General features: G+C 64.4%; 12 protein-coding genes and 1 tRNA gene. 11 read left to right on the top strand and 2 right to left on the bottom strand.

Annotated features, from left to right (window positions below):
- Positions 1–502: 502 nt before the first annotated feature.
- Both ACW7G1_RS12000 and ACW7G1_RS11995 read left to right on the top strand, forming a co-directional pair.
- Positions 503–7,498: a DUF7507 domain-containing protein gene (locus tag ACW7G1_RS12000; protein ID WP_456979988.1), complete on the top strand. Its 6,996-nt coding sequence runs from the start codon at positions 503–505 to the stop codon at positions 7,496–7,498.
- Between the two features lie 22 nt (positions 7,499–7,520).
- Positions 7,521–11,195, top strand: a complete 3,675-nt coding sequence (locus ACW7G1_RS11995) for a hypothetical protein (RefSeq protein WP_456979987.1) — start codon at positions 7,521–7,523, stop codon at positions 11,193–11,195.
- 164 nt (positions 11,196–11,359) lie between these two features.
- On the opposite strand, the gene ACW7G1_RS11990 is transcribed toward ACW7G1_RS11995, so the two are convergent.
- Positions 11,360–11,436 (bottom strand) — tRNA-Met (locus ACW7G1_RS11990).
- A gap of 250 nt (positions 11,437–11,686) precedes the next feature.
- Here ACW7G1_RS11990 and ACW7G1_RS11985 point away from each other — a divergent pair.
- From ACW7G1_RS11985 to bfr, 4 genes are all read left to right on the top strand, one after another.
- A complete protein-coding gene (locus ACW7G1_RS11985; protein WP_456979986.1) occupies positions 11,687–15,970 on the top strand; it encodes an autotransporter domain-containing protein in 4,284 nt (1,427 codons plus the stop codon).
- 115 nt (positions 15,971–16,085) lie between these two features.
- A complete protein-coding gene (locus ACW7G1_RS11980; RefSeq protein WP_456979985.1) occupies positions 16,086–16,685 on the top strand; it encodes an RNA pyrophosphohydrolase in 600 nt (199 codons plus the stop codon).
- A 79-nt stretch (positions 16,686–16,764) separates the two neighbouring features.
- Positions 16,765–16,968: a bacterioferritin-associated ferredoxin gene (locus tag ACW7G1_RS11975; RefSeq protein WP_456980146.1), complete on the top strand. Its 204-nt coding sequence runs from the start codon at positions 16,765–16,767 to the stop codon at positions 16,966–16,968.
- Positions 16,969–17,097: 129 nt separating this feature from the next.
- Positions 17,098–17,568 carry a bacterioferritin gene (gene bfr, locus ACW7G1_RS11970; protein WP_456963336.1) on the top strand — a complete coding sequence of 157 codons (471 nt, stop codon included), beginning with the start codon at positions 17,098–17,100 and terminating at the stop codon, positions 17,566–17,568.
- 81 nt (positions 17,569–17,649) lie between these two features.
- Here the strand turns inward: bfr and ACW7G1_RS11965 are convergent, their stop codons facing one another.
- Positions 17,650–18,240: a DUF4126 domain-containing protein gene (locus ACW7G1_RS11965; RefSeq protein WP_456979984.1), complete on the bottom strand. Its 591-nt coding sequence runs from the start codon at positions 18,238–18,240 to the stop codon at positions 17,650–17,652.
- Positions 18,241–18,304: 64 nt separating this feature from the next.
- Between ACW7G1_RS11965 and ACW7G1_RS11960 the strand changes: the two genes are divergently transcribed.
- The 5 genes from ACW7G1_RS11960 (at position 18,305) to nudC (ending at position 21,750) form a co-directional block, all read left to right on the top strand.
- Complete coding sequence (locus ACW7G1_RS11960) at positions 18,305–19,036, top strand: DUF6776 family protein (protein WP_456979983.1); 732 nt, start codon at positions 18,305–18,307, stop codon at positions 19,034–19,036.
- 1 nt (position 19,037) lies between these two features.
- Positions 19,038–19,478, top strand: coding sequence for a bactofilin family protein (locus ACW7G1_RS11955; RefSeq protein WP_456979982.1), 441 nt, complete (start codon positions 19,038–19,040; stop codon positions 19,476–19,478).
- A 53-nt stretch (positions 19,479–19,531) separates the two neighbouring features.
- Positions 19,532–20,308, top strand: coding sequence for a DUF6776 family protein (locus ACW7G1_RS11950; RefSeq protein WP_456979981.1), 777 nt, complete (start codon positions 19,532–19,534; stop codon positions 20,306–20,308).
- A 54-nt stretch (positions 20,309–20,362) separates the two neighbouring features.
- The gene (gene erpA / locus ACW7G1_RS11945) at positions 20,363–20,752 is read left to right on the top strand and encodes an iron-sulfur cluster insertion protein ErpA (RefSeq protein ID WP_456963341.1); all 390 of its coding nucleotides are present in this window, start codon (positions 20,363–20,365) and stop codon (positions 20,750–20,752) included.
- Between the two features lie 80 nt (positions 20,753–20,832).
- Positions 20,833–21,750: an NAD(+) diphosphatase gene (gene nudC, locus ACW7G1_RS11940; RefSeq protein ID WP_456980145.1), complete on the top strand. Its 918-nt coding sequence runs from the start codon at positions 20,833–20,835 to the stop codon at positions 21,748–21,750.
- Positions 21,751–21,768 lie beyond the last annotated feature (18 nt).

The raw sequence follows: 21,768 nt of genomic DNA, 5'->3' as shown, positions 1-21,768 counted from the left end.
TGCATGGGTCTATCGCTTGCGTCGGACGATCGTAGCTTTAGAGACGGCGTACACGCTTTGAAGCTTCCATAGGTGGCGTTTCAGATACACCAGCCTGACTGACGAGGGCATTGTCTGACGAGTTAGGTTAATATCCGGCCCAAATCGGGAAGCAATCACCACGAATCGTGGTGCTAAATGGAAGTTCGCGCCTGTCGGGCGGTTCGACAAACCCTGGAAAGCCTCTTTCGGCGGGCCAATTGGCCCGCCGAAATAACGTTGCGCGAGCGCAGCAAACGAAAATGATGGAACAGGGTGAAGCGTGATGGCTCGGAAGTCTCTTTGTGGCGGTGGATTTTTTGCCAGTTGTCGCGCGGCAGCGTGGAAGTTACTCCAAGTGAGCAGGCCTGCTTTACGGCGGAGCGCCCCGTCGACCGCACGCCGCAGCTGGGCGCTCGCCTGGGTTGGGACGCTGTTGTGGCTGGGGTTGGCGGCCCCGGCGACCGCAGCCAACGAATGCCGCATGGCCGATCCCAACTCAAACGGTGAGCATGTCAACGAAATTTGCTGGCTGCAGTTGGACGGTGTCTTGTTGGGTGCCAATGGCTCGACACCGCTGACATTCGATCTTCCGGATGGCTCGACCATGGAGGTCACGGTCGTTGTTGCCAACCTGAGCGGGAACGGCTTGGCTGCCGTCCAAGCCCCGAGTTGGACCGGTTCGCAATTCAGCGGCAACACCGATTTTTACACCATCTATACGCCCAATAGGGCGGTTTTGCAGGGCAATGGAAATAACAATACGAGCGTGACGCTGCAGGATATCCGGCTGTTCAATCCGTTGGGCGTCGAGGAGACCAATGCGTTCGAGCTGATTCTCGCTGACGGCGAGAGCACCAATAACGGAGAGTCGCTGGATTTTGGCGTCGTCGCGGGCGGAACCCCCCTGCAACTCCTCGAATGGTTGGGAGCCAGTCCCAGCAACAACTTGACCATCAATACGGTGCCTACTGGGTGTGGTGGCGTAGGGGCTGTCGACTGCAAGCGCCTGGTCGGAAAGGCCGGCACCGCCAACGCAGCTGTTTTTTCCACGACTCGAACCGGCACTCCATTCTCGGTGGTGGGCCAGTTGCATGCCGTTAGCGGCAATCAAGGCTTCGCCTTCGGGGTGCGCTGGGGCGGCGTGAAAGTACGCAAGCTGCTGCCGGAAGGCCGCATGGAGCCGCAGGATCAATTCGACTACAGCGCTGCCAACGTCAACATGGTTCGGATGGATGGCAATGTCACCTCGGGTGCGGCAGCCGAGTACCCCTACGTAACCGGACAAGCGGTCATGCCCGGTAACACCATTACGCTGCAAGAGGTGATGGTTGCCGGAAGCCCGTCGAGGCTGGAGCAATACGACAGCACGATCAGCTGTACCAATAGCGGTGCTTCCAGCACGGCGTTGCCCAGCGGGCCCTATAACCCGGCCAGTCCGCCAACCATCGACCTGGCGAACAAAGGCGACAACGTTGCCTGCGACATTATCAATATCCCCCGTATCGTCGACCTGACGGTAGTCAAGACGGCGCCGGCAATGGTGGGGGCTGGGGAGGAGTTCGATTACACCCTGACCATCAGCAACAACGGTACCCACACCGCCACCGGTGCGAAGTTCACTGACAACTTGCCTGCCGGAATGACCATTGACGCGGCCGATCTCACTTGCGGCAGCGCCCTCAATGGCGCTGTTTGCGGCGTACTGGGTACTGCGGTCGCCGGCTCTGTCGTGACGGGATCAATCCAGAGCCTGCCGGCGGGAAGCTCGGTTGTCATAATCATTCGTGCAATCGCACCAACAGTGGCTGGGGATATAGAAAATAACGCCGTCGTGGAAGTCGATTCCGTGCTCGATACAACGGTTGGCGAACCCACGGACAGGCGTGGGGATAACAGCGACTCAGTCATCACCGAGGTCGCATTGGCGGACTTTACGCTGGCCAAGGTGGCGAGCGTGGCGGACACCAATGGCAACACGGTGGCCGGTGACGAAGGTGACGTGATCACCTACACGTTTGCCGTGACCAACACCGGCACGATGGACCTGACAGATGTCGTCGTCAGCGACGTAAACCTGCCAGGTCTGGTGTGCACCATCGCCAGCCTGCCGGTGGGCGCGACGGACATTGCGTGCGCGCCGAGCAACAACACCTACACGATCACCGCGGCCGATGTGACCGCGACTAAGGTGACCAACACCGCGACCGCGACCGGTGTGCCGCCAGGCACGCCGGGGGCGATCCCGCCGCCGACGCCGAGCAGCCCGCCGGTGGACACCCCGACGGTGGGTCCGCCGGTGGCGGACTTTACGCTGGCCAAGTCGGCGAGCGTGGCGGACACCAATGGCAACACGGTGACCGGTGACGAAGGTGACGTGATCACCTACACGTTTACCGTGACCAACACCGGCACGGTGGACCTGACGGATGTGGTCGTCAGCGACGTAAACCTGCCAGGCCTGGTGTGCACCATCGCCAGCCTGCCGGTGGGCGCGACGGACATTGCGTGCGCGCCGAGCAACAATACCTACACGATCACCGCGGCCGATGTGACCGCGACTAAGGTGACCAACACCGCGACCGCGACCGGTGTGCCGCCAGGTACGCCGGGGGCGATCCCGCCGCCGACGCCGAGCAGCCCGCCGGTGGACACCCCGACGATGGGTCCGCCGGTGGCGGACTTTACGCTGGCCAAGAGTGCGAGCGTGGCGGACACCAATGGCAACACGGTGACCGGTGACGAAGGTGACGTGATCACCTACACGTTTACCGTGACCAACACCGGCACGGTGGACCTGACGGATGTGGTCGTCAGCGACGTAAACCTGCCAGGCCTGGTGTGCACCATCGCCAGCCTGCCGGTGGGCGCGACGGACATTGCGTGCGCGCCGAGCAACAACACCTACACGATCACCGCGGCCGATGTGACCGCGACTAAGGTGACCAACACCGCGACCGCGACCGGTGTGCCGCCAGGCACGCCGGGGGCGATCCCGCCGCCGACGCCGAGCAGCCCGCCGGTGGACACCCCGACGGGGGGGGCGCCAGTGGCGGACTTCACGCTGGGTAAGTCGGCGAGCGTGGCGGACACCAATGGCAACACGGTGGCCGGTGACGAAGGTGACGTGATCACCTACACATTTACCGCGACCAACACCGGCACGGTGGAGCTGACGGATGTGGTGGTCAGCGATCCGATGCTGCCGGGTCTGGTGTGCACCATTCCGACCCTGGCGGTCGGTGATACGGACATTGCGTGCGCGCCGAGCAACAACACCTACACGATCACCGCGGCCGATGTGACCGCGACTAAGGTGACCAACACCGCGACCGCGACCGGTGTGCCTCCAGGCACGCCGGGGGCGATCCCGCCGCCGACGCCGAGCAGCCCGCCGGTGGACACCCCGACGGAAGCCACACCGGTTAGTAGTCTTACTTTGGTCAAGAGCGCGGGCACCCCGAGCGGCAACGCCGTGGGCGACAGCATCGAGTACAGCTTCCTGTTGACCAATACCGGTAATACCCGGCTTACTGATCTGGTCGTCATCGACGACAAACTTGACGTGGCGCCGATCTGCTTGGCAACGATCCTGGAGCCGGCAGAGAAGACAACGTGTACGGGTGTGTACGTGCTGACGCAGGCGGACGTTAACGCGGGTCAGGTGGTGAACAGCGCGACTGCCGAGGCAACCCCGCCCACCACGCCGTCCAACCCGACGCCGCCGCCGGTGGATAGTCCGCCGTCGACGACGAACACGCCGATTGCCAGCACCCCGTCGATGACGGTGGTGAAGAGCGCGGCCGCCCCGAGCGGCAACGCCGTGGGCGACACGATTGATTACAGCTTCCTGGTGACCAACACCGGCAACGTGACGATCGACGCCCTGGTGATCAACGATGACCAGCTGACGACGCCGGCGGTGTGCCCGGTGACGACGCTGGTTCCGGGCGACACGACGACCTGCACCGGCACCTATGTGCTGACGCAGGCGGACGTGAACGCGGGTCAGGTGGTGAACACCGCGACTGCGGCCGGCACGCCGCCGGTCACGCCTGGCAATCCGACGCCGCCGCCGGTGGATAGTCCGCCGTCGACGACGAACACGCCGATCGCCAGCACCCCGTCGATGACGGTGGTGAAGAGCGCGGCCGCCCCGAGCGGCAACGCCGTGGGCGACATCATCGATTACAGCTTCCTGGTGACCAACACCGGCAACGTGACGATCGACGCCCTGGTGATCAACGATGACCAACTGACGACGCCGGCGGTGTGCCCGGTGACGACGCTGGTTCCGGGCGACACGACGACCTGCACCGGCACCTATGTGCTGACCCAGGCGGACGTGAACGCAGGTCAGGTGGTGAACACCGCGACCGCGACCGGCACGCCGCCGGTCACGCCGGGCAACCCGCCGCCGCCGCCGGTGGATAGCCCGCCGTCAACGACGAACACGCCGATCGCCAGCACCCCGTCGATGACGGTGGTGAAGAGCGCGGCCGCTCCGAGCGGCAACGCCGTGGGCGACACGATTGATTACAGCTTCCTGGTGACCAACACCGGCAACGTGACGATCGACGCCCTGGTGATCAACGATGACCAGCTGACGACGCCGGCGGTGTGCCCGGTGACGACGCTGGCCCCGGGCGCGGAAACGACCTGTACCGGCAGCTACGTGCTGACACAGGCCGACGTGAACGCGGGTGAAGTGGTGAACACCGCGACCGCGACCGGCACCCCGCCGGTCACGCCAGGCAACCCCGCGCCGCCGCCGGTGGATAGCCCGCCGTCGACGACCAACACGCCGATTGACGCCGACCCGACCATCACGTCGAGCAAGGTGATGTCCGGCAATGCCGACGAGGACGGCAGCGGCACGGTGACCGTTGGCGACACGATCACCTACGCCGTGACGGCGACCAACACCGGCAACGTGACGTTGACGGACGTGACGGTGGCGGACAGCAAGATCGTCCCCGCCACGATCACCTGCGGCACATTGGAGCCGGGTGCGGCATGCGTACTCACTGGCGCCTATGTGGTGACCGTAGAGGATGCCCTTGCCGGTGTAGTGGTCAATACCGCGGTGATTACCGATGGCAAAGCCTGCCCGGTGGGCTCCACCGCCGAGGCCTGCCAGCCAACCATCGAAGTGCCTGTGGTGGTGCCGGAAATCAGCGCGGACGACAACAGCGACATCACGCCGCAGAACACTCCGGTGACTACGTCAGTGCTGGTCAACGACAGCCTCAACGGTTCCCCGATCGAGAATCCGCAGGACGTGTCGGTAACCGTAATCGCTCAACCTGAGCACGGTGAAGTTGTGGTCAACCCGGACGGGACGATTACCTACACGCCTGTACCGGGGTACTCCGGCACTGATACCTACCAGTACGAGATCTGTGAGGCGGCCAACCCGTCAAACTGCGCCATCGCGACGGTGACAATCACCATTTTGCCGAACGTGGTGGAAGCGATCGACGATGCCGAAACCACCAAATCGGGCACGCCGGTCAAGATCATGGTGCCCGGCAACGACACCAGCATCGGAGCCCCGCTGGATCCGGGCTCGGTGACCCAGGTCAGCCCGCCGTCCCATGGCAGTATCACCATCAACCCGGATGGCAGCATCAGCTATGTGCCAACTCCGGGCTTTGCCGGCGAGGACAGTTTTGTCTATCGCATCTGCGATGCCTCGACACCGACTCCGGTGTGCGACGAGGCGACGGTCACGATCACGGTGACGGGTGAAGCTTCCTTGCGCCTGAGCAAGGCCGCCAGCGTGCGGGAAGTGAAGATTGGTGACCTGGTCCGTTACACCTTGAACGTGGAGAACACGGGTGTGGTGGATGTCGCCAACGCGATGGTGCTGGATACGGCACCAGCCGGATTCAGCTATGTCGAGGGCTCGCTGACGGTCGCTGATGGCGACAACGCCGGCACGGTCGTCGGTCAGAGTCCGCTGCGCTTCGAGGGACTGGATATCGCGATCGGCCAGCGCGCCACGCTGGTGTACCTGATGCGGGTCGGTGCGGGTGTCCGTCCGGGCAGCCACATCAACCAGGCCCAGGCATATTCCGGCGATGGCGAACAGCCGCTGTCCAACATCGCCACCGCGGAAGTCGCATTGACCGCCGACGCGGTGCTGGATGACAGCCTGTTGCTGGGCACGGTGTTTGATGACCGTGACGGCGATGGCTGGCAGGACGGTGCCGCGCTGACCAAGTTGCATGTGCAGGGTGGTTTCTCGCCGGATGCCTATATCGCGGGCTCGACCACGGTCGACCGTGGCCAGGGGCCGGTAGCGGAGCCTGATGCCAGCTCGCCGATGCTTCACGGCATCCGGGTGGGTGAGATCAGCGGGCGTGGATCGCTGGCTGACCCGGTGGATAGCCATCGGGTGGTGATCAGCCAACGACTGGACAAGCTGAGCTTCACGAATGACTTCGTAATGACCAGCGCGCAGGGCGTCACCGTACGGATGGATGCGGGTGGCAAGACTACGGTCGAGCAACGCGGGGATGCCGCCAAGGGCCTGACGGCCGCGGCGCCTGTAGTGGAGCGTCGTGTCGCGCAGGTCGACGCTGGCTATGCGGTGGATTACGTAATCACCAACACCGGTATCGACGAGCGCGGGGTCCCGGGAGTCCGGATCGCTTCGGTGGAAGGCCTGTTGATCGAGACTGACCAGTTCGGTCGTTATCACCTGGCCGGAATCGCCGGTGGCGACTGGGCACGTGGCCGCAATTTTATCCTCAAGGTTGATCCGTCGACGTTGCCGCCGGGAGCGGAGTTCACCACCGACAACCCGCTGGTACGGCGTATCACTCCGGGTTTGCCAGTGCGCTTCGACTTCGGTGTGAAGCTGCCGGTGGAGGAGATCCCTGGCGGTGAAGAGCAGGTCGAGATGATGCTGGAGGAGATGTTGTTCAGCCCCGGCAGCGCACAACTCCGGGATATCTACCTGCCCGCAATCGGAGAGTTGGCTACCAAGTTGGTCCAATACGACGGCGGCGAAGTGGTGATTGATGCGAACGGTGGCGAGGCTCTGGCGTTCGAACGCGCTTCTACGGTGAAAGCGGCGCTGATGCAGCTACTGCCCGAGCAGGTGGCTGGAAAAACATCGATCAGCGTGCGTGCCGATGTGGACGATGCCAGCACCCGGCTGGTTGGCTTTGACGGCGATGACACCCTGCTGGGGACGGTGTTGTTTGATACCGACAAGTCCACGATCCGGCCGGAATTCAACGCACTGATTGCGCAGGTTGCCGCGGAGCTTGAACGCCGCGAGGGCGGGACGGTGGTGCTGGTAGGCCACACCGACGTGCGTGCGTCAGCTGAGTACAACGCCGCCCTGGGTTTGCGTCGGTCCAGAGCAGTTTACGAAGCCATAGCCGAGCGATTGAGTCCCCAGGTCCGCGCCACGTTGCGTGTGGAATCCAGCAACGATTCGGCAGCCCCTGCTGCTGGCAAGAACTGAGGGGCGAGTCATGAAAATTAAAATGAAACTGTTGGATTGCGCTCTCATCACCCTGCTGGCCGGCATGGCCGGATCGGTTTCCGCGCAGGAAGCGGGGGTTGTCGACAGCGATGTTGCGGCAGGCACCGTTGTATGCGGTGATGAAAGCTGCCGCGGCGATGATGATGTCCTGTTGTTCCAGTTGCGTACCCGCGGCCTGGATGAGCCAGCGACCCACGGTACCGACCTGCACTCCTCGTCGAATGCGCTGGAGCCGGACCGCCGGGTGGAGATCGGCCTGCAGCAGCCGGGCAAAGCCACCGTAGCGGGAAAGTTCACGATGACGCTGCCCAATGGCGGCATTATCTGGGCGACCGAAGATCCCACGCTGGGCCAGCCCGAGCTGTCGATATCGGCGCCATCGATGGTGGCTTTTGATGGCCGCCGCATCACCGAGCCGGTGGCGTTCTTCGTCCGCAGCAACTACCCGAGTTTCATCGAGCGTTACGAGCTGACGCTCTACCGCGCCGCCGATGGCGATCTGATCGACCCGATTGCGCAACTGCCGATCGATGTCGCCGCCGTGTCCAACATGGACTGGAATGGCGAACTTCCATCCCGGTTCAAGCACCGTGCTGGCGACGAGCTGGTGTACGTCTTGCGTGCCTATGACAAGGATGGGCGCTTCGACGAGACCCAGCCACGCACCCTGCAACTGGTCACGCCGGAAGAAGCGGCGCGTGGTGCCAGCATGATCCGCGACAACGTGGAGAAGTCGCTGGGAAGCGCGATGACGACCGAACAGGCGCAGATGCAGAGTCTGGTTGACAGCGTATTTGCCGCCAATGGGCTCCGCCAGCAGAACATCCCGATCCACGGCTCACGTATCCGCATCCAGGGGCGCGACCTCCCCGACGGTTACGCGCTGAAGATCAATGGCGATACCTATCCGGTCGATATGGAGCGCAAGTTCGTAGCCGAATTTTTGGCTCCGGTAGGCAATCACCCGTTCGCATTGGAGTTGCAGAAGGGAACCGACAACACGCTGAAGCAGACGCTGGATGTCGAGGTGTCAGGCAAGTACCTGTTTGCGGTGGCGTTGGCGGACATCACCGTCTCCGAGAACAACATCAGCGGGTCCACCACGCCATTCGACAATGACCGCCGCTACCAGGACGACATTCTCAGTGATGGCCGCCTGGCGTTTTATGGCAAGGGCAAGTTTGCGGGAAAGTACCTGGTCACTGCCCAGGCCGACACCACCCAGCGTGACCTGAAGCATCTGTTCAGTGGATTCACCAACGCCGACCCGCAGGATATTTTCCGTCGTCTGGATCCGGACATGTACTACCCGGTCTACGGTGATGACTCCACCACCTATCGTGACGTGGACACGATGGGACGCTTCTACCTGCGTGCGGACTGGGACAAGAACCAGGCGCTATGGGGCAACTACGGTGTCGGCTTCACCGGGACCGAGTACGCCCAGTACGTGCGTTCGCTGTACGGCGCGGCGCTGGATTGGCGATCGATGGGTAACAACGCCTGGGGCGACCCCGGTAGCCAGCTGCGGGTATTTGCGTCCGAGGCGCAGACTTCGCCGGGGCACAGCGAATTCATCGGTACCGGCGGCAGCTTGTACTACCTCAAGCACACCGATGTGCTGCCCGGCTCGGACGTGGTGGTGCTGGAAGTACGCGACCTGACCACCGGTCGGGTCGAGAACCGCATCGACCTGGTGCGCGGCGCCGATTACGAGATCGACGAATTGCAGGGCCGACTGTTGCTGACGCGACCCTTGGCACAGGTCACGCTTGAAAACAGTCCTACCCTCACGCGTGACGCGCCTCTGGACGGCCTGGAGCAGCGCCTGATGGTGGACTACGAATGGGTGCCGTCGGGATTCGATTCGGATCAGGTCACTGCCGGCTTCCGTGGCAAGCACTGGTTCGGCGATCATGTCGCAATCGGCGCGACACACGTCGACGAGAATCGCGCCGGGGATGATTACACCTTGGCCGGTGTCGACCTGACCTTGCAGGCAGGAAAGGGTACCTACCTGAAGCTGGAGCACAGCCAGACCGAAGCCACCGGCGCGCCGGTTTTCTTCTCCGACAATGGTGGCTTCACCTTTACCCAGCTCAACCCGGTAGGTCCGCGCGAGGGCGAGGCCAGTGCTGCCGAAGCGCGGTTGAACTTCAAGGAGCTGGGTATCACCGAACAGGACTGGAGTACGGGTGCCTGGTGGCGTCGCGTGGATGCCGGCTATTCGGTGTCGCGCCATGACATCGGTAGCCAGATCGAAGAGTACGGCGCGGAACTGATTGGCCAAATCAATCCGAGCCTGGGTATCTACACCCGTGCCAGCCGTGCCGAGCGCGGTGCAGAAGCCTTGACCCAGGCGCAGCTCACCGCGGAGTGGCGGATCAACGACGACAGCACCTTGAGCGGCGAAGTCCGCCGAGTCAACGAGGATCGCGTGACGGGTGACATCAGTGGTGTGCTGGGCGCACTGAAGTACAGCCAACGTGTCGGCACCGCACTGGAGTTGTATGGCACCGGCCAACTCACGCTGGACGATGATGGCGGCAAGTACGCGGCAAACGACGCGCTGATCGTGGGCGGCAAGTACCTGTTCGGGGACTTGTCCACCGTGGGGGCCGAGGTCAGCACCGGTGACCGTGGCGACGCCGCGCAGGTCAACGCCGAGTATCGGATCGATCCGGACCACAGCCTTTACGGCGCATACACCCATTCGACCGATCGAACCGAATACGACCCGTTGTTCAATGCCAATCGCCAGAATGGCTGGACCCTGGGGCAGCGTTGGCGCCTGTCCAATCAGGTCAACATGTTCAACGAGAGCCAGTTCCTGAAGACGCCCAGCGCCTCGGGTCTTGCCCACACGTTCGGCATGGATTTCTATCCGGCGCAAGGCTGGAACCTTGGTTTCACGCTGCAGGATGGCGACCTGACCAATGCCGATGGAGACAATGTCGATCGTCGTGCGGTCAGTGTCAGCGGTGGCCGGAGCTCGCCGGGCACGGATTGGCAGACCAAGCTGGAATGGCGGCGTGACACCGGTGCGGAGCAGCGCGAACAGTGGGTTACCACCAACCGGCTGATGCACAAGGTCAACGACAGCTTGAGCCTGGCGGCACGCGTGAACTACTCCGAGACCACCGACAAGCTGGACGTGCAGGCCGGCGCCAGGTTCGCGGAAGGCAACCTGGGCTTTGCCTACCGTCCGTGGAACAGCACCCGCTGGGGCCTGTTCGGCCGTTACACCTACCTCTACGACCTGTCCACATTGGGCCAGGTCGGTGGGGCGGACTACGACCAGCGCTCGCAGGTGCTGTCGCTGGAAGGCGTGTACAAGCGCGACCAGCACTGGGAATTCGCCGCCAAGCTGGCCCGTCGCGAAGGCGAAGTGCGCTACGGCCGCGGCACCGGTGCCTGGGCGGATTCGGCAACCACGTTTGCTGCCGGACAGATCCGTTACGAGTTGATCCAGCAGTGGCATGGACTGGCGGAGTACCGCTGGCTGGATGTCGACAATGGCGGCACCAGACAAGGCTGGTTGGTCGGTCTGGACCGGGATCTGAATCGGCACTTCCGGCTGGGCGTCGGCTACAACTTCACCGACTTCAGCGATGACCTGACCAATTTTGATTACGACCACAAGGGCTGGTTCATCAACTTGGTGGGTAGCTACTGACGGGAGTCACCCGTATCGCGAGGCATGGATGCATGCCTCGCCCACACCCGGCCGCTATGCAGCGGCTGGTGAGGCAGCCGTTTGTCTCGGTTTGCGGAAACAAAAAACCCCGCAATTACGCGGGGTTGGCTGTGCCCTGGTCTCGCTCCAGGGTGATCATCACGTGGTGGCTATGGGTGGACTCGAACCACCGACCCCAGCATTATGAGTGCTGTGCTCTAACCGGCTGAGCTACATAGCCGCGCGGAGAACCGGGAATTCTTCCTGATTCCGGCCCGTGTGTCAATTGCCGCAACCGTGCGTTGCGCCCATGTTCAAGCAAACCCGCCACGCTACAATTTCCGTCGCATCGCATCGGGTACAGGCGTGATGCGACGCAAATTGCAAAGCCACCGTCGGCCCGCTGTGCCGGCACCGCGGATGGAGTCGTGACTCAGGCAGGGTCGGTACCGTCTCCACGGTTAAGGGACCAACTGGGGGAGGGGAATGCGATGAATCGTGATCTGGCCGGATGGCTGCGTAGTGCACTGATCCCGGGGTTGCTTGGGCTTGCCTGCTGGGCTCCGCAGGCGTCGGCATCCTCGTTCTGCCAGGTGATCAACAATCCCGACGGCACGCCGCGCAGCGGCAGCGTTGCCGATGGCGGCAGTGTCGACCTCAATGACGTCTCGTGGGCATCGAACGTCGGGGACACGGTCTCGTTCGAGATCTCCAATATCACCGCGGGTTCAACCGGATACTTTTCAGGCGCCGATATCTCCACCAGCTTCGACGATGCCGGCGCATTCCAGGAAACAGTCGGGAACTACTACTCGGGAGGTGCCGGCAGCATCTCGCTCAGTTCCGACACGGGAGGGTTCGACTACACCATCAGTTGTGCATCGGCGCTGCCGGTGCTGGCCAGCGTGAGTCCCGACAGCGGTGAGGTCGGCACCAGCGTCACGCTGAGCGGGCAGGCGCTCTATGGCTTCGACACTGAATTGTCGATCACCATCGGTGGCGTTGCGGCCACCATCACCGAGAACAAGGGCGATACGGTCACCGTGACCGTGCCCGCCAGTCTCGCCGCCGGCACTTACGACGTGAGCGTCACCACCGATGCCGGTAATTCCTCGCTGCCGGGCGCATTCACTGTTGTGGCTGCCGACAACACTCCGCCCGTGGTCACGGCGATTGACCGCCTCGATGCCTCCCCCACCAACGCCGGCAGCGTGCGTTACGCGGTGTCCTTCTCCGAGGCCGTCACCGGCGTGGACGCGGCCGATTTCGCGTTGGCCGCTAGCGGCACGGCGGCAGGCACCGTCGCTTCCGTCACGACCACCGATTCCAGCGATTACACCGTCACCGTCAACGGCGTTGCCGGTGACGGCAGCCTGCGGCTGGATCTCAATGGCAGCGGCACGGGCATCATCGATGACGCGGGCAACGCCGCGGCCGGCTTTACCGGCGGGCAGGCGTATGCCGTGGACAACACGGCGCCGACGGTGACGTCGGTTTCCGTGCCGGCCAATGGCCGCTACTTCGAGAACGACAATCTCGACTTTACCGTCCACATGAGCGAAAGCCTCACCGTCAACACGGCTGGAGGAACCCCGCGCCTGGCATTGACGCTGGGTGCCGGCACGCGATATGCGAGCTATCTGACGGGCTCCGGGACCAGCGCGCTTCTCTTTCGTTACACCGTTCAGTCCGGTGACCGCGACGACGATGGCGTGGTGTTGGGTGCGTCCATCGAGACCAACGGAGGGACTCTGCGCGACGCCGTCGGGAACGATGCTGCACCGGCACTCAATGCCGTGGGCGACACGAGCGGCGTGCTGGTCGGGAATAGCGCGCAGACCATCGATTTCGGCACGCAAGCTGCACAGTCGTTCGTGTCCGGCGGTACGTTCGCACTCGACCCGGTGGCGACGGCCAGCAGTGGCCTGCCGGTGAGTTACACCACGCAGACCGCGGCCGTATGCACCATCAGCGGCACCATGGTGACGATGCAGTCGGCCGGCACCTGCACGATTGCCGCAGACCAGGTGGGCGATGCGAACTACGAAGCCGCGCCGACGGTGACGCAGGACATCGCGATCGGCCAGGCGGCGCAGGCAATCACCGCGTTCGTCGCCGATCCGGCGGCGCCCGCATTCGTGCCCGAGGGCACGTTCACGGTGTCGGCGACCGGTGGCGCATCAGGCAATCCGGTGCTGTTCGGTACGGCGACGCCAACCGTCTGCGCCGTCAGCGGCAGCACGGTGACGATGCAGTCGGCCGGCACCTGCGCCCTGACCGCCGACCAGGCCGGCGATGCCAACTACAGCGCGGCACCGCAGGCGAGCCTGGATGTCGTCATCGGCGCGGGCAGCCAGGCGATCACCTTCGGCGCGCAGGCGGCGCAGGCGTTCGTTGCGGGCGGCACGTTCGTGCTGGATCCGGTGGCCACGGCCAGCAGCGGGCTGCCGGTGAGCTACGGCAGCCAGACCGCCGGCGTATGCACCATCAGCGGCACCACGGTGGCGATGCAGTCGGCCGGCACCTGCACCATCGCCGCTGACCAGGCGGGCGATGCCAGCTACGCCGCTGCGCCGACGGTGACGCGGGACATCGCGATCGGCCAGGCGGCGCAGGCGATCACTGCGTTCGTCGCCGATCCCGCGGCGCCCGCATTCGTGCCCGAGGGCACGTTCACGGTGTCGGCGACCGGTGGCGCGTCGGGCAATCCGCTGCTGTTCGGTACGGCGACGCCAACCGTCTGCGCCGTCAGCGGCAACACGGTGACGATGCAATCGGCAGGGACCTGTGCCCTGACCGCCGACCAGGCCGGTGATACCAACTACAGTCCGGCACCGCAGGCGAGCCTGGATGTCGTCATTGGCGCGGGCAGCCAGACGATCACCTTCGACGCGCAGGAGGAGAGGACGTTCGTCGGCGGTGGCACATTTGCACTCGACCCGGTGGCGACCGCCAGCAGCGGGTTGCCGGTGAGCTACACCACGCAGAGCGCGGCCGTATGCACCATCAGCGGCAGCACGGTGACGATGCAGTCGGCTGGCACCTGCACCATCGCCGCCGACCAGGCGGGCAGCGACGACTACGCGGCCGCGGCGACCGTGACCCGGGCCATCGCGATCGGCAAGGCCGCGCAGGCGATTACCGGATTCGTCGCCAATCCGGAGGCGCCAACCTTCGCATCGGGCGGCACGTTCGCGGTATCGGCGACCGGTGGCGACTCCGCCAATCCGGTGGTCTTCACCAGTACTTCGTCGCAGGTCTGCGTCGTCAGCGGCAGCACGGTGACGATGCAATCGGCCGGCACCTGCGCGCTGACCGCCGACCAGGCCGGCAACGACGATTACGCCCCGGCGGCGCAGGCCACGCTCGAGGTAGCGATCGCCGCAGCTACGCCTACTTTGGCCTGGATCGAGGACCTGCAGAAGGTCCTGGGCGAGCCCGCATTCGACCTGCCCGATCCGGACAGCGACAGCACCGGCGCCTTCAGCTTCGAGAGCAGCAACGCGGAGGTGGCGACGGTGAGCGGGTCCACGGTGACGATCGTTGGTACCGGTACGACCATGCTGGTGGCCACGCAGGCGGCGAAAGGCAACTACACCAAGGGCACCGTGAGCCTGATCCTTGCCGTGATGACGCGCCCGGACCCGACGCTCGACCCGGAAGTGGTGGGCGGCCTGCAGGCGCAGGTGGACGCCAGCGTGCGCTTTGCCAATGCGCAGCAGGACAACGTCCGTGGCCGCCTGCGTCAGCTGCGCGACGGGCGCGGTAACCCTTCGGCCAACAACGTGACGTTCAGTGCGAGTGCGGGCCACGGTTCGGGGCTGTCGCTGGGTGCGGAGCAAGTAGCCGGTGGCATGCCCGCCCTGGCGCACGGCTGGGGCCTATGGATGGCCGGCACGATATCGCTGGGCGAGCGCGACACCCGCGGCGGGGCCAACGGCTTCGATTTCCGCAGCGACGGCGTGACTCTCGGCGTGGACCGCCTGTTCGGCGAACAACTGGTGCTGGGCGTGGCCGGTGGCCTGGGCTGGAACGACACCGACTTCGATGACTCACCCTCGCAGCAGGAGGCGCGCCAGCGCAGCGTGGCGTTCTACGGTCTGTGGCGTGGCGACGGTCCCCTGTTCGTCGACGGTCAGTTGGGACTGGGACGCCTGGACTTCGACCTCTGGCGCTGGAGCACAGTAGCCGATGCCACCGCCCGGGCGAGGCGCGATGGCGACCAGCTGTTTGGCGGGCTGACCTTTGGCTACGAACACGCCGGCGAGCACGGCCGCCTGGCCGGATACGGCCGCTACGACGCGAGCCACACCACGCTCGACGCCTACCGTGAACGCGGGCTGGGCATCTACGACCTTTCCTACGACCGGCAAACGATTGACAACAGCACGCTGGCGCTGGGCGTGGAGGGCAGCCATCAGTTCAAGACCGCCGCAGGATCGCTGCGACCGTTCTGGTCGGTCGAGTACCGACAGGCGCTGGAAAACCGTGGCGACGCACGGCTGAACTACGTGCTGCTGCCGGTGGCGCAGGACTATCTGCTGGGCATGCGCAGCTACAACGACGACACCCTGGCCTTTGGGGCCGGACTGGATATCGATCTGGACTCGGGATGGAGCCTGTCGTTCCTGCTGCGACGCGAACAGTCATCGGGAGTCGGCTCCGCCAACAGCTTTGGATTGCGTTTCTCCCACGGGCAGGCGTCGACTATGCCCCGCGGCCTGGACCCCACACAGACCCATGACCCGCGCTGGGGCCAGTCGATGCAGCCCTAGATACGCAGGCGTGCACGAGGGCAGGGTCGCATCCACTCCACCCTTGTCGTACCGCGAACCCCGTGGCAGAGTCGGAACCAGTGACGCAAGTCAAATAAAATCAGGAGTCCGCGTCGTGATCGATCCGGACGGTTATCGACCCAATGTAGGCATCGTGCTGATGCATTCCGACGGACGCCTGTTCTGGGCGCGCCGGGTGCATCGCGACGGTTGGCAGTTCCCGCAAGGCGGGATGAACACCGACGAGACGCCGATCGAGGCGATGTACCGTGAACTGCGCGAGGAGACCGGGCTGCGGCCACGGCACGTTGAAGTGCTGGGTGCGACCCCGGGCTGGTTGCGCTACCGCCTGCCGCAACGATCGATCCGCCGCAACGATCGATTGGTCTGCATTGGCCAGAAACAGGTCTGGTTCCTGCTGCGGTTGACCGGTCAGGAAACCGATCTGCAGTTGGACGCGACCAGCAAGCCGGAGTTCGATCATTGGCGCTGGGTCGACTTCTGGTACCCGTTGGAGCATGTCGTGATGTTCAAGCGCGGCGTGTATGCCAGCGCATTGCAACATCTGGCTCCATTTGCCCGGCATGTGGCTGGCGCACAGGCGGTGCCGCTGCCGGGTCCGGGGCATGGCGGGTGGAATCGGCAACGGCCGCGGACCCGCCCCCTGAGATCCCCTTTGCGGGGCGATAGCGGCGGCGGAACTCCGTCGAATTGACAATCATTCTCATTCGTAGTTGAATTGGATTGCAGCCAGTCCGGTTGCCAACCTGCCGCCGCCGCGCGGCCTTGCCCGCATGTACGTATGCATCTGCAACGGAATTACCGACCACGACATCCGCGAGGCTGCGCAGGCAGGTTGCAGCTCGCTGGCCGAGCTGACCATGCGCACCGGGGCGGGTGCCTGCTGCGGCAGTTGCGTAGAGATGGCGACGAGTCTGTTGGAAGAAGCCCACGCCGTACGTGAACTGCCATTGCCGGTCTTGCGCCGGGCCGCCTGACGCCGCCACGCGCTTTGCAATATCACCCTCAGAGCAATGATTCTCGCCCGCGGGCGCACTCGATTCGCATTCCGTCAGCGTCTGTCTGAAGCGTCTACAGTGGTCGCATCCCCACAACGGAGCGGGCCCATGAAAGGCGACGCCAAGGTCATCGAGTTTCTCAACAAGGCGCTCTACAACGAGCTGATTGCGATCAACCAGTACTTCCTGCATGCCAAGATGCTGAAGAACTGGGGCTTGAAGGAACTTGCCGAGCACGAGTACCACGAGTCGATCGACGAGATGAAGCATGCCGACTTGTTGTCGGAGCGGATCTTGTTCCTGGACGGCTTGCCGAACTTCCAGTCACTGGGGAAATTGCGCATCGGTCAGGGCCCACGCGAGGTCCTGGAGTGCGATTTGGCGCTGGAGATGGACGGACTGCCGGTGCTGCGCGAGGCGATTGCGTATTGCGAAAGCGTCAGCGATTACGTCAGCCGCAAGTTGTTCGCCGACATCCTGGAGTCGGAGGAAGAGCACGTCGACTGGATTGAAACCCACCTCAGCCTGATGGATCGCCTGGGCGAGCAGAACTACCTGTTGACGCGCACCGAAAGTTGATCATCGCGCCGTAGCACCAGTGATAACGGCCAGACCGGCGGCTTTTGCTCGTCATCCCCGCGAAGGCGGGGATCCATGGACTTACGTCGCCGGCCCGACCGGGCCTTTCGGCCGGCGCCGGAACAGCGTCCGCCATAGCCACCACAGCACGGTGGCCATGGTCACGCTGACCAGCACCACGATCGACAGCGCAACCCACGGGTAACTGAACACCAGCGCCAATCCGCCGACGGCGGTCAGGTCCTCGGTGAGGCTGGCGGTCCAGTTGGTCACCGGTTCGGGCGAGGTATTGAGCAGGGCGCGAGAACCCGATTTCAGCGCGTGGCTGGCCAATGCGACGCTGGCACCGGCGGCCAGCGCGCCGACGCCGAGATTGCCGTCCGGCGACAGCGTGGCCGCCGCAAGGAACGCGCCGGCAGGCACCCGCATCAGGGTGTGCAGCAGGTCCCAGACGGAATCGACGCCAGGGATCTTGTCGGCAAAAAACTCAACCGCCGCCAGCAGCCCGGACACGCCGATCACCCAGGGCGAGGTGGTGACTTCCAGCGCCTGTGGCAGGTCGAGCCAGCCAAAGAACCCCGCCAGGCCGACTCCGAACACGGTCATGTAGGCCCGAATGCCGGCCAACCAGGCCAGAACTATGCCAACTGCGAACAGGTGCGCATCCGTCATCGGGCAATCTCGCTAGAATCGGGTCGAGTATAGGGAACTTCGGCGATATCCTCGCCTTTGCACCATGGGGAAAAAAATCAACTCTCGTTACGTGATCGTGCCGCATCGGCCCGGCCACCGCACGCAGCTGTGGGCTGTGCTGGGGTTGGCGTGGCTGCTGTCGCTGGCGGCGCTATGGGCGGCCACCAGCTGGAATGCCACGCCGATACTGCCGGGCCTGAGCTCGGAGCTCACGTCGAGTCGCGGGCATTTGCACCAGGTCCAGGAGCAGTTGCAGGCGTCGCGCCAGCAACAGGCCACGCTGGAGCGATCCGACCAGATCAGTCGCGCGGCCAACCGCAAACTCCAGCAATCGCTGGCCGAGCGCGAGGAAGATATCGCCGACCTGCAGGCCAATCTGGCTTTTTACGAGCGGCTGGCCGGGGCAACCGGCAAGCCCAAGGGGCTGAGTGTGCATTCGGCCGAGTTCACTGCCGAGCGCGGCGGCACCTGGCGTTACCAGATCGTGCTGACCCAGAGTCTGGAGCGTGGCACGGTCAGCGCCGGTAAATTGCGTTTTTCCGTCGATGGCGTGCGTGACGGGAAACTCACGTCGATCGCCTGGGACGAGCTTCACCAGCGCGAGGACGCCCCCGCTCATGGGTATTCATTCCGTTACTTCCAGCAGATCAAGGGCAGCGTGATGTTGCCCGTGGGCTTCACGCCTCAGCGGGTGCGGGTGTCGTTGCGGGGCGAGAATGCCTCGTTCGACCAGGCACTGGCATGGGTGCAGCCCGCGCAAACCGGAGACATCTGACATGTTCAAGAACAAATCCGTGCCAGCAGCCCAGATCGACACGTTGATTGGCGCGCACGTGGTGATCCACGGCGAGTTTCATTTCAGTGGTGGCTTGTATATCGAAGGTCGGGTCGTCGGCAAGGTGATCGCCGAAGAGGGCAAGGAGGCCGTGCTTACCCTGGCCGACAGCGGCAGCATCGAGGGCGAGGTGCGTGCGCCGGTCATGGTGGTCAACGGTCGGATCGATGGCGATGTCCACGCCAGCGAGCGGATTGAGCTGGGCGCGAAGGCGCGGGTGGAGGGCAATGTGTACTACAAGGTGGTCGAGATGACTGCTGGCTCGGTGCTCACCGGTCGGCTGTTGCACGTGGAAGCGGCGGCAGCCCAGGCAACCGAGCCGCATGGGGGCCAACTGCATGAAACCGAAACAGCCGCCGATTTCGCGGTGGTCGGCGGCTGACCGGCACGGGGTGACGTTGTAATCTGGTCGCCGTGCAACTGCCGGCGACCCCCATGACCGAGCCTGAATCTGCCCAGATCCCTGATGAAGCCGGCGCCGATACCAAGGTGCAAGCGCGCCCGGATTGGCGCCGCCGCTTGCGGATAGGCGCGATGGTGGCGTTCGTGCTCGCCTTGGCATTTGGCGGCTGGGGGCTGTGGCGGGTACTCGCGCCCGGATCCGCCGACGTGCGCACCAGGCTGGCCGTGAGTGAGGATGTTGCCGAGCAACTGCAGGGGCGCGTCGAGGGGTTGCAACAGCGGGTCGCAACGCTGGGCCGTTCCGACCAGATCAGCCGCGACGCCAACCGGGACTTGCAAGGCACCCTGGCCGAGCGCGACGAGGAGATTGCCGGTTTGCGCGCCGATGTCGCCTTCTACGAGCGTCTGGTAGGTGCCACCGCACAACGTCGTGGGCTGAGCGTGCACGCGTTGAAGGTGGAGCCGCAAAGCGACAGTGTCTGGCACTTCCAGACCACCCTGACCCAGAACCTGAACCGCGGCGCGGTCAGCAGCGGGCAACTGAGCCTGTCCATCGAAGGCTCGCGCAATGACAAGCTGCAGACCGTCGACTGGGATGCCTTGCGCCAGCAGCCCGATGCCGACGATGTGGAATTTTCCTTCAAGTATTTCCAGCAGGTCCAGGGCGATGTGTTCCTGCCCGAAGGTTTCACGCCGGTGCGGGTAACAGTGCGGTTGCAACCCCGTTCCGGTGCGCAGGTCGAGAAGTCATTTACCTGGGCGGAGGCGACCGGGGCAGTGCCACCGGCGAGGGCGCCAACGGTGGAATGAACCTTTTCGCGCCGCCGGCTTGAATGCACCCGTCGAACCCCCCATCCTGAGCACATGGAAAGCCAGATCATCCCGTTACCCGGCATCGACAGCGCGCCGGACTATCAATCGCTGGATCGCCCGTTGCAATTCACCTCCGCCGCAGCAGCCAAGGTCACCGAGCTGGTGGCCGAAGAAGGCAACCCGGCACTGAAATTGCGGGTGTTCATCCAGGGCGGTGGTTGCTCGGGCTTCCAGTATGGGTTCGAGTTCGACGAGGAGCAGGCCGGAGACGACTTGGCCGTGCAAACCGACGGAACCACGCTGCTGGTGGATCCACTGAGCCTGCAGTACCTGATGGGCGCGGTGGTCGACTACACCGAAAGCCTGCATGGCGCCCAGTTCGTGATCCGCAATCCGAACGCGAAGACCACCTGCGGCTGCGGTTCCTCGTTCGCCGCGTGAGTGCCGCCCGCACGCCTTTCGCATTCGTCGAGGCGGGTGCATTCGCCACCGGTGACGCCATCGGGAACCGGGCAAGAGCCATCCCCACCCGGGACGACCCGTCCTCATCTGGAGCGCTCGACCGCGCCGATCACCTGCGTGATGATCCCGAAGCGCTGTCAGCGCTATGGGCGCACGCACGGGTAATTCTGCTCACCGATGATGGCCAGGCCCTGGCCGATGCCGACGGCGTGCTGTACGCCCCGTTGGGCGAAGACCTCAGCCAGGGCCCGGGAGGCACCGGTGCGGCGATTTTCCTGGGCAAGGACGGAGATGGTCGCGGCTGGTTTGCGCTGGATGCCGCGCTGACCGCCGCCAACGCACCCAATTGCATCGATCTGCGTACCGCGGCCGCCCAGTGGCCGGCGTTCGACGCTTGCGTGTTTGCCCAGGCCCGGGCGTTGCAACACTGGCGTACCCGACACCGCTATTGCGGCGTATGCGGCGGTGAGATCGGTTTTTCGCGTGGTGGCTGGCTGGGGCGCTGCAGCGGCTGTGGCCTGGAACACTACCCACGCACCGACCCGGCGGTGATCGTCGCGGTGACCGATGGCACCCGCTTGCTGCTCGGTCGCCAGGCGGGTTGGGCGCCGCGGCGCTACTCGGTCCTGGCCGGGTTCGTGGAGCCGGGGGAATCACTCGAGCAAACCGTTGCGCGCGAGGTCCTGGAGGAATCCGCGGTCCGGGTGCGGGCGTCGCGCTATCTGGCGTCTCAACCGTGGCCGTTCCCCGGTCAACTGATGCTGGGGTTCATCGCGCTGGCCCATCCCGATGAGCCCCGGGTTGATGACGAGCTGGAGGATGCGCGCTGGTTCAGTGTCCAGGAGATCCGGGCCGCCGTGGTGGCGGGCGATGACGATACCGGCGAAGGGTTGCGGTTATCGCCATCGATCTCGATCTCGCGCTGGCTGATGGATTACTGGCTGGCCGCCATGGATGAAGCGGCGTCGGGCGACTGACGCGGATACCGGTACCCG

The organism is Lysobacter sp. A378 (assembly GCF_054052125.1).
Note: the sequence above shows the minus strand (reverse complement) of the source record. Positions and strands in the feature narration are given on the sequence as shown.

Coding starts and splice junctions, on each gene's coding strand:
- ACW7G1_RS11950 (WP_456979981.1), top strand. CDS start 19,532: ATGACCGAGCCTGAATCTGCCCAGATCCCTGATGAAGCCGGCGCCGAT.
- ACW7G1_RS11975 (WP_456980146.1), top strand. CDS start 16,765: ATGTACGTATGCATCTGCAACGGAATTACCGACCACGACATCCGCGAG.
- ACW7G1_RS11965 (WP_456979984.1), bottom strand. CDS start 18,240: ATGACGGATGCGCACCTGTTCGCAGTTGGCATAGTTCTGGCCTGGTTG.
- ACW7G1_RS12000 (WP_456979988.1), top strand. CDS start 503: ATGGCCGATCCCAACTCAAACGGTGAGCATGTCAACGAAATTTGCTGG.
- bfr (WP_456963336.1), top strand. CDS start 17,098: ATGAAAGGCGACGCCAAGGTCATCGAGTTTCTCAACAAGGCGCTCTAC.
- ACW7G1_RS11995 (WP_456979987.1), top strand. CDS start 7,521: ATGAAACTGTTGGATTGCGCTCTCATCACCCTGCTGGCCGGCATGGCC.
- ACW7G1_RS11955 (WP_456979982.1), top strand. CDS start 19,038: ATGTTCAAGAACAAATCCGTGCCAGCAGCCCAGATCGACACGTTGATT.
- ACW7G1_RS11985 (WP_456979986.1), top strand. CDS start 11,687: ATGAATCGTGATCTGGCCGGATGGCTGCGTAGTGCACTGATCCCGGGG.
- erpA (WP_456963341.1), top strand. CDS start 20,363: ATGGAAAGCCAGATCATCCCGTTACCCGGCATCGACAGCGCGCCGGAC.
- ACW7G1_RS11960 (WP_456979983.1), top strand. CDS start 18,305: ATGGGGAAAAAAATCAACTCTCGTTACGTGATCGTGCCGCATCGGCCC.